Origin of the sequence: Desulfotomaculum sp. (assembly GCA_003513005.1) — a bacterium.
Taxonomy (GTDB): domain Bacteria; phylum Bacillota; class Desulfotomaculia; order Desulfotomaculales; family Nap2-2B; genus 46-80.
Genome location: DOTD01000051.1, coordinates 1 through 6,735 on the forward strand (window position 1 = coordinate 1; position 6,735 = coordinate 6,735).

General features: G+C 52.2%; 5 protein-coding genes and 2 pseudogenes. 5 read left to right on the forward strand and 2 right to left on the reverse strand.

What is annotated here, in order from left to right:
• The first annotated feature begins 58 nt into the window (after positions 1-58).
• The 5 genes and pseudogenes from DEH07_06505 to DEH07_06525 all read left to right on the forward strand — a co-directional run bounded on the left by DEH07_06505 (position 59) and on the right by DEH07_06525 (position 4,362).
• A pseudogene (locus tag DEH07_06505) lies at positions 59-361 on the forward strand (hypothetical protein).
• 64 nt (positions 362-425) lie between these two features.
• Positions 426-695, forward strand: a complete 270-nt coding sequence (locus DEH07_06510; protein ID HBY04186.1) for a hypothetical protein — start codon at positions 426-428, stop codon at positions 693-695.
• The gene (locus DEH07_06515) at positions 683-1,081 is read left to right on the forward strand and encodes a VapC toxin family PIN domain ribonuclease (GenBank protein HBY04187.1); all 399 of its coding nucleotides are present in this window, start codon (positions 683-685) and stop codon (positions 1,079-1,081) included. The genes DEH07_06510 and DEH07_06515 overlap by 13 nt, the downstream gene beginning before the upstream one ends.
• Positions 1,082-1,562: 481 nt before the next feature.
• On the forward strand, positions 1,563-3,605 hold the full coding sequence (gene pglZ, locus DEH07_06520; GenBank protein HBY04188.1) for a BREX-3 system phosphatase PglZ: 2,043 nt from the start codon (positions 1,563-1,565) through the stop codon (positions 3,603-3,605).
• A pseudogene (locus tag DEH07_06525) lies at positions 3,602-4,362 on the forward strand (hypothetical protein). Before pglZ ends, DEH07_06525 begins: the two are co-directional and overlap by 4 nt.
• Positions 4,363-4,734: 372 nt before the next feature.
• Here DEH07_06525 and DEH07_06530 read toward each other — a convergent pair.
• Positions 4,735-5,490 carry a hypothetical protein gene (locus tag DEH07_06530; protein ID HBY04189.1) on the reverse strand — a complete coding sequence of 252 codons (756 nt, stop codon included), beginning with the start codon at positions 5,488-5,490 and terminating at the stop codon, positions 4,735-4,737.
• Positions 5,491-5,554: 64 nt separating this feature from the next.
• The gene (locus tag DEH07_06535; GenBank protein ID HBY04190.1) at positions 5,555-6,655 is read right to left on the reverse strand and encodes a DUF763 domain-containing protein; all 1,101 of its coding nucleotides are present in this window, start codon (positions 6,653-6,655) and stop codon (positions 5,555-5,557) included.
• Between the last annotated feature and the right edge of the window lie 80 nt (positions 6,656-6,735).

A 6,735-nucleotide genomic window follows, 5' to 3' on the forward strand; every position in this document is an offset into this window, starting at 1 on the left:
AGAGATCCATCGCTGTAGTAGTAATAAGTTGTTTCAATGAAAAAACATCTTGGGAATGTCGCTGGAACAGGATGTGCTCATCGAATCCGCTGTCATTCCGCTGCCGCCCCAAATCCGGGCCTTGTCCCGGGCCACCACCGACGACCATGTGCGCTATCTCCTGGCGGACGAGGTGGACCTGGGCAATACCATTGAGACAGGGCTCATCATGCGGGAGCTTAATCTGAGCGGGCTGGTGAGACGGATGCTGGTTATTGCCCCGAATTTACTTCGTAAAATAGATCTGACCCCTTTTCTTCATCTAAAATTGACCCCGAAAGGACTGTTTACCCAGCGGGTCTGCGAAATGCGCTGCCATTTCGGAAACGCAATTGTATTCTTAACAGTTATCTGTTATATTATCATATAACAGGAGGTGTTGCATTATGCCCGAGACAAGAATGCTCCATATCAGGTTTCCAGCGGGAGTGGTGGAACAAATGGCCGCACATCTTAAATCCCGTGGCGTCAACCGGAACAGTTTCATTGTCAATGCGGTGGCTGAAAAATTACGCCGTGAGATGCAGGTGAAATCTTTTATAGAAACCCGGGGAGTTTTAGAACCCGAGGACGCGCCTGAATGGTCCTCGAATACGGGTGCGGAATGGGTTGAAAAAATACGCGAAAAAGATAGGGTCTCGCCATGGGATATTTGATTGACACCTGTGTGTTGATTGACCACCTCACCGGTAGGCTTTCACCAAGAGTTACAGCGTGGCTGGAAGAAACGATATTATCTGGGGCCGCCTTTACTAATGTAATCATTTACCATGAGCTCTTGACCGGAGCACGGACAGCCAGGGCTCAGAAAGCAATTAAATCTCTTCTCGAAAACTGGGAAACGATCCCGATCAACCGGGAAATCGCTGAAGCCGCCGCAACGTTAAGGCGGGAATGGGCGGAAAAGGGCAAGGTTATGGGCATGGCCGACAGCTTTATCGCTGCTACAGCGGCGGTGCAGGGGAAGAAGGTAGTCACCTCGAATCTTAAAGATTTTCCCGTATCCATAGCCTTAAGCCCTGAAAAGGTCGCTGGAGGATAACAATCATGACCAGCTGGCGCGATGAAATCCTCAAGGAAGATGTAAAGGTTAAAAGAAAGCTTGCTGGCTCCTTTTCTTTCAATATACAATGGTATTAGAGGCTAAAATTAATTCCCCGATCAAGTGAAAATGGGGCTAAATAATTCCAAAAGCGAGGCGAACTTGAGATATGAAAACAAATGAGCTTATTTCAATAATTGAATCCTTACCAGTAGACATCAAAACTATGTTAGTTGAAAAGATTCTTAGTAGCTTATATTCAACACAAAAAGAAATAGACGGATTATGAGCAAAAGAAGCCGAAAGAAGGGTTGGGGAAAATAAAACTGGTAAAGTCCAAACTATACCAGGAGATGAAGTTTTTGATGAACTCCGTAAGAAGTTTTATTGATAAGGATTCTGGCGCGAAACCGATATTTTGCCGACCTGCGCAAAGCGCTTTTAGTCGAATCCTTTTGCCTGCGTCTATAAGGAGATACCCATGACCAACTGGCGCGATGAAATCCTCAAGGAGTTTACCCCCGGGGTCGCCCGGCTCACCCTGGCGGCCGACCCGGACTCCCTGTTGCTGGAGGAACAAATTCTTGAAAGCATCCGGGGGCGGGGCTTTGAACTGATCACCTTCGTGGATCGCGTCGAATTCCGCTATGCCTATGAATGGAATTTCCGTTCCCGCTGGGACAAGGGCGAACAGACGGACTTGGTGGTTGTATTGCACGCCCCGGCCGGCGGTCTGGACTCTTTGCCGTTTGATCTGCTGCAGGCGGGCCGCAGGCTTTCTTTCAGCCTTGGCGACATATTTCCCAATCTCAGCCACCCGGTTATATCGGCCCTGGACCGTGGCGACCTTGACGCCTTATATGACGCCCAGAAAAAATACGCGCCCGGGCCGATCGGGGACAACGCTACGAAGGAGTTCGTCCTCCGGCACGTCTTTGAAATCGCGCCCGATCTCATCAAGCAGCCCTCCGGCCTGCTCGGCGCGCTGCTCAGGCGTCATTACCGCGGACAGCGCATACCGGCAGTGCTCGACGAACGCTTCATCCAACTCCTGCGCCAAAACAACGCCTTTGACGGCTGGCCGCTGGAAACGATCGTCCCGGACCGGGAAGCTTTCTTTGCGTTTTTGCAGGAGCGCTGGCCGGTTTTTCTCGACCGTCTGGCGGGGAAAAAGGAATCTGCCGTGCAAGAGGACAAAAACCCGTACGGCTTAACTATCGACGGCCCTCACGATTTGCCCTTCGATCACCACGATATCCGGGTTTACCTGGACAATCTGTTCCTGGAGGGGCTTTTGCACTCCGTATCCCACGAGCGCGCGGACATACTGTCGCAAACCTGGGCGGGCGCAGGCGTTCGCACCGGTGAAACCGGGGACCGGCGCTGTCGCCTGACCAGGCTCATCGACACCCTTAAATCCTCCCTTCCGGCTGAAGACGCCAGGCACGGGGAGTGGTTCAACTTTGCTCGCGGGTGGGCGGAATTGAATCTGCTCACCCATGAGCATGAACAGTCTGCCTGCGCTATGCTTTCGGCGGGCGGAAAAGACGCCCCCCGTGGAGAAGTTGCCCGAAGCATCAAGGCCCTGCAAGCACAGGCGGACGCCGCGTTCACCGCCTGGCTGTTACGGCGGTACGCCGGACTGATCAACATGCCGCCCGTTCCCCCGGTCATGCTTCACCACCTGCCCCGGTTTTTGGCGCGTCACATAGCAGAGGCCCGGAACTCCAAAGCGGCCTTGCTGCTGGTGGACGGGCTTTCTCTTGACCAGTGGCTTGTCGTTCGGGGGACGCTGGCAGTACGGCGGCCAGGTTTGCTCTTTCGCGAAAACGCTATATTCGCCTGGATTCCATCGCTTACCTCAGTCTCGCGCCAGGCTGCTTTTGCCGGCAGGCCCCCGTTGTTCTTTCCAGACATCCTGCAGACCACCGACAAGGAGCAGGCCCTGTGGGCGCAGTTCTGGGCGTATCAAGGGCTTGCGCCGAACGGGGCCGTTTACGCCAGGGGGTTGGGTGACGGCAGCCTGGAGCGCACGGGGGAGCTTATCTCCCAACCTGAGGTGAGAGTCGCCGGCCTGGTTATCGACAAGGTGGATAAAATTATGCACGGCATGGAACTCGGCGCTGCCGGCATGCATAATCAAGTGCGCCAGTGGGCCCGGCAACCTTACCTGGCCCGGCTTTTAGATCTCCTGCTGAACCGGGGTTTTAATGTCTTTCTGACTTCCGACCACGGCAATATTGAAGCTGAGGGCTGCGGACGCCCCGCCGAAGGCGCGGCGGCCGACTTGCGCGGCGAGCGGGTGCGCATCTATTCCGGCAGGCTTTTGCGGGATAAGGTGAAGGAGCGTTTTCCGGATGCTTTAGAATGGGCGCCGGTTGGCCTGCCGGATACCTTCCTGCCGCTGATTGCCCCCGCCCGGCAGGCATTCGTCCTAGAGGGAGAACGCATTGTCAGCCACGGCGGTATTTCCATTGAAGAGATTATTGTTCCCTTTATCCGGATCGAAAGGAAAAAGATATGAACGGCCGTACAAATCAAATTGGCTTCAGTCAGCGAGTCCGCCTGGAATGGCTCGAAGTTACCGCGAACCTCGTCCTGGCGGGAAACGGCAAGTCCGCCGTCAATGAAGCGCTGCAGGAACTTTTAAAAGACAAGGTGTCCGTGGGCGGCAAGGCCGCACATGGCAACCGCGAGAAGATTATCACAATTTTAATGAAGGTCTGGCTTAAGTCGCCGCTCGGACTCGACGCCCTGCGGGCCGACGGCCTTGAACTGCTTAAAACTATCCCCCGCCCGGACCGCCTGGCGGTTCATTGGGGAATGGTCATGGCTGTTTACCCGTTTTGGGCACAAGTCGCGAGTCACGCCGGCCGCTTCTTAAAACTTCAGGATTCGGCGGCCGCGGCGCACATCCAAAGGCGGATACGGGAGCAGTACGGGGAGCGGGAGACGGTGTCGAGAGCAGCCCGCCGCTTGGCTCGCGCTCTTTCATTAATTGGGGCGTGCTCAGCGAAACAGATACGAAAGGAGTTTACAGACAGGGGCTGTCTTTATCCATCGAGGATCCCCGAATTGCTTCGTGGCTGATTGAAGCGTCCCTGCATACCCGGCCCAACGGGTGCGCGCCGTTGGAGGAACTGGTGGAGAGTACGGCCCTGTTCCCGTTCCGGATCAAACGCCCGGCCGCGGAGAGCCTGCCGGCGGTGTCCGGCCGCCTGGACCTTTTACGCCACGGCTTGAAAGATGAGTTGGTGATGCTGCGCATGGAGAACATTTAAACATAGTATCAAGAAGAACTGGAAAATTAGCTAACAATCTTTTCGTAATACCAGATATTGTTACGATCCAGGCAACAATAAAAGTTTTTTAAGAAAAGAAAGACTATGGGAATGAGCAAAAGCACAAGCGCAATTATCAGCAAGGGAAGAAATGCGAGGCCCAAAAACATCAAAAATTGAATAACCACAAAGGAAAATAAAGACAGATGCCACCAACTGACATTGAATACTTTACTTGAATTGCACTTGGGGCGGTACAATAATTTTTCCACGATGGGATAATTATATCAGAACAGTCAAGAAAAAAACTACTTAAGGATGAATTGCAAGGAACTTTAAGAAAGTATAAAACAAATTGATGACCGCTTAAATTTACGGTATTTTATGTCGTGGACTATACGATGGACAGAAAACGGCTCTTCTACGGTAACTGCTCGTAGTCTCACTCGAACCCGGGCAAGATTCACATCCGAATTTTTGACAATTGACGCATTGAGATATCATTATACCTGTAATTTTTCTGATAGCCTGCTTCTTTTTCGGTTTTGAGGTCGTGGTGTAATTACATTTACAAAAACTACAGTACGGACATATCCGCCAGTGGCATTTCTTACATCTCTTTGAAAAGATGGATATAAGGCCGTTACAATTACTACAATGATAAATCATGGATGAACCCAGAACAATTAGGTTAATAGAAGAAGCAAAACGTACCTCTTTTTCAGAAATAAATATTTTATATTCTTTTTCAATATTTTGATTTTTGTCTGCTTCCTTTTTTGTTTTATTATATGAATCAACTATAACTCCGACATAATAATCAGTCTTATGCAAAATAACCGTTCCTTTGGTTAAATCATGGGCTGTTCTGTTAAACACTTTTTCTTTATTAAACTCTAGTTTATTATTATAATTATTTACATATTCAACTAAATATTTTATCATTTTAATGTCGGGTTTGCTAAACAAATTTGGTGAATGCCTATATGTTTTTCTCAGGCTTTCGACAATTTTGTAAAAAGCTGCTCTTTGTTGCTGGATGCCCCTATAGTACAGTTTTATCTTGTTCAATAACTTGATACTTTTGAGAATATAAGCCCTTTGGCTGTTAGTGTCATCATTTGACAACCTGAACACCATCAATTCTTGGTAAGATTTCTCTCAACTGCTCCAGTGCAAAGTAAGTAAAGACTCAGGTTACCTTCAGTCCGGCGGCTACAGCAGCCAGTCTTTTCAGCGCTTTGACGTTTTCCGTGTCCCCGGTCCTGGCCCGGCGCAGGGCGTTTTCCAGGAGGGAGATGGACCGGTCGTAATCCTGCCGGTTCACCGGGAAGGGGTGGCCATCCTTGCCCCCGTGAGCGAAACTGTAGCGCACCGGGTCCCTCCGGCTGGCCGCGGCATTATAAACCACTTCGGAAACCAGGGCGAAGGCCCGCACAGTGGCCGGTCCCACACCTTCCACCGCCAGCAGGCCTTCGTAAGAAGCCGGCTGGATATCGTAAAGCCTGTCCAGGTTCTTTTTAATGCGGCCCGCTCCGGGCACGGGGTGTCCGGCCGGCAGGTTTAAAACCTTCAATTTGTCAACAGGCATGTCCGCAATTTTTTTCAGGATTTTTACAACCTCATCGGGCCTGCCGGCCAGGTACAGCGAAGCATCTCTGGCTGCGGCGCTTTCCCCGGCAACCATGTTCAGCACCTGCTTCACCGTTTCACCGCACACGGCGGAGTGGGGCTCGCGGATAAAAGTATCCACTTTTTCCCCCAGCCAGTGATAGCGCCGGGCCCAGCCGCTGGACCGGTCCATCCCCTGCTGAACCACCGCCCATCTGCCGTCGGCTGTAAAGGCAAAAACGTGGTGATAGATCTGGAAACCGTCCTGTAAAGCCGCGTTGTCAACCTTGGCGGACATCCGGCTGGCGTACTGCAGCGCCCCGACATCGACGGCCAGGCCGTAATGGTCTGCATACTCCTCTATTTCCCCCGGGGTTTTGCGGGAAGCAAGGGCTTTCCCGCCGGCAAGATAAAGGCCCAGATGGCGCTGCCTTGGCCGCAGCCCTTCCTTCAAGGCGCCGCACAATACTGTGGTCAGGCCGGATGAATGCCAGTCAAATCCCACCACACACCCCAGCGCCTGGAACCAGAAGGGGTCCGAAAGCCGCTCCAGCACCTCGGCAGGCCCGTATTCTTCTATCACCGCTTCGATAATGGCCGAACTGAGTTTTACCATCCGCTCGAACAGCCAGCGGGGACAATGGCGCCCGTGCAGGGGCAGGTTTGCTATACCGGTTCGCAAGTGATGTCGGGTAGCCCCCCGACCTTCACCCCACTTCCAACTTTTGTTGAATGTGAGAAGGCCGTCTACGCCCCCCACCG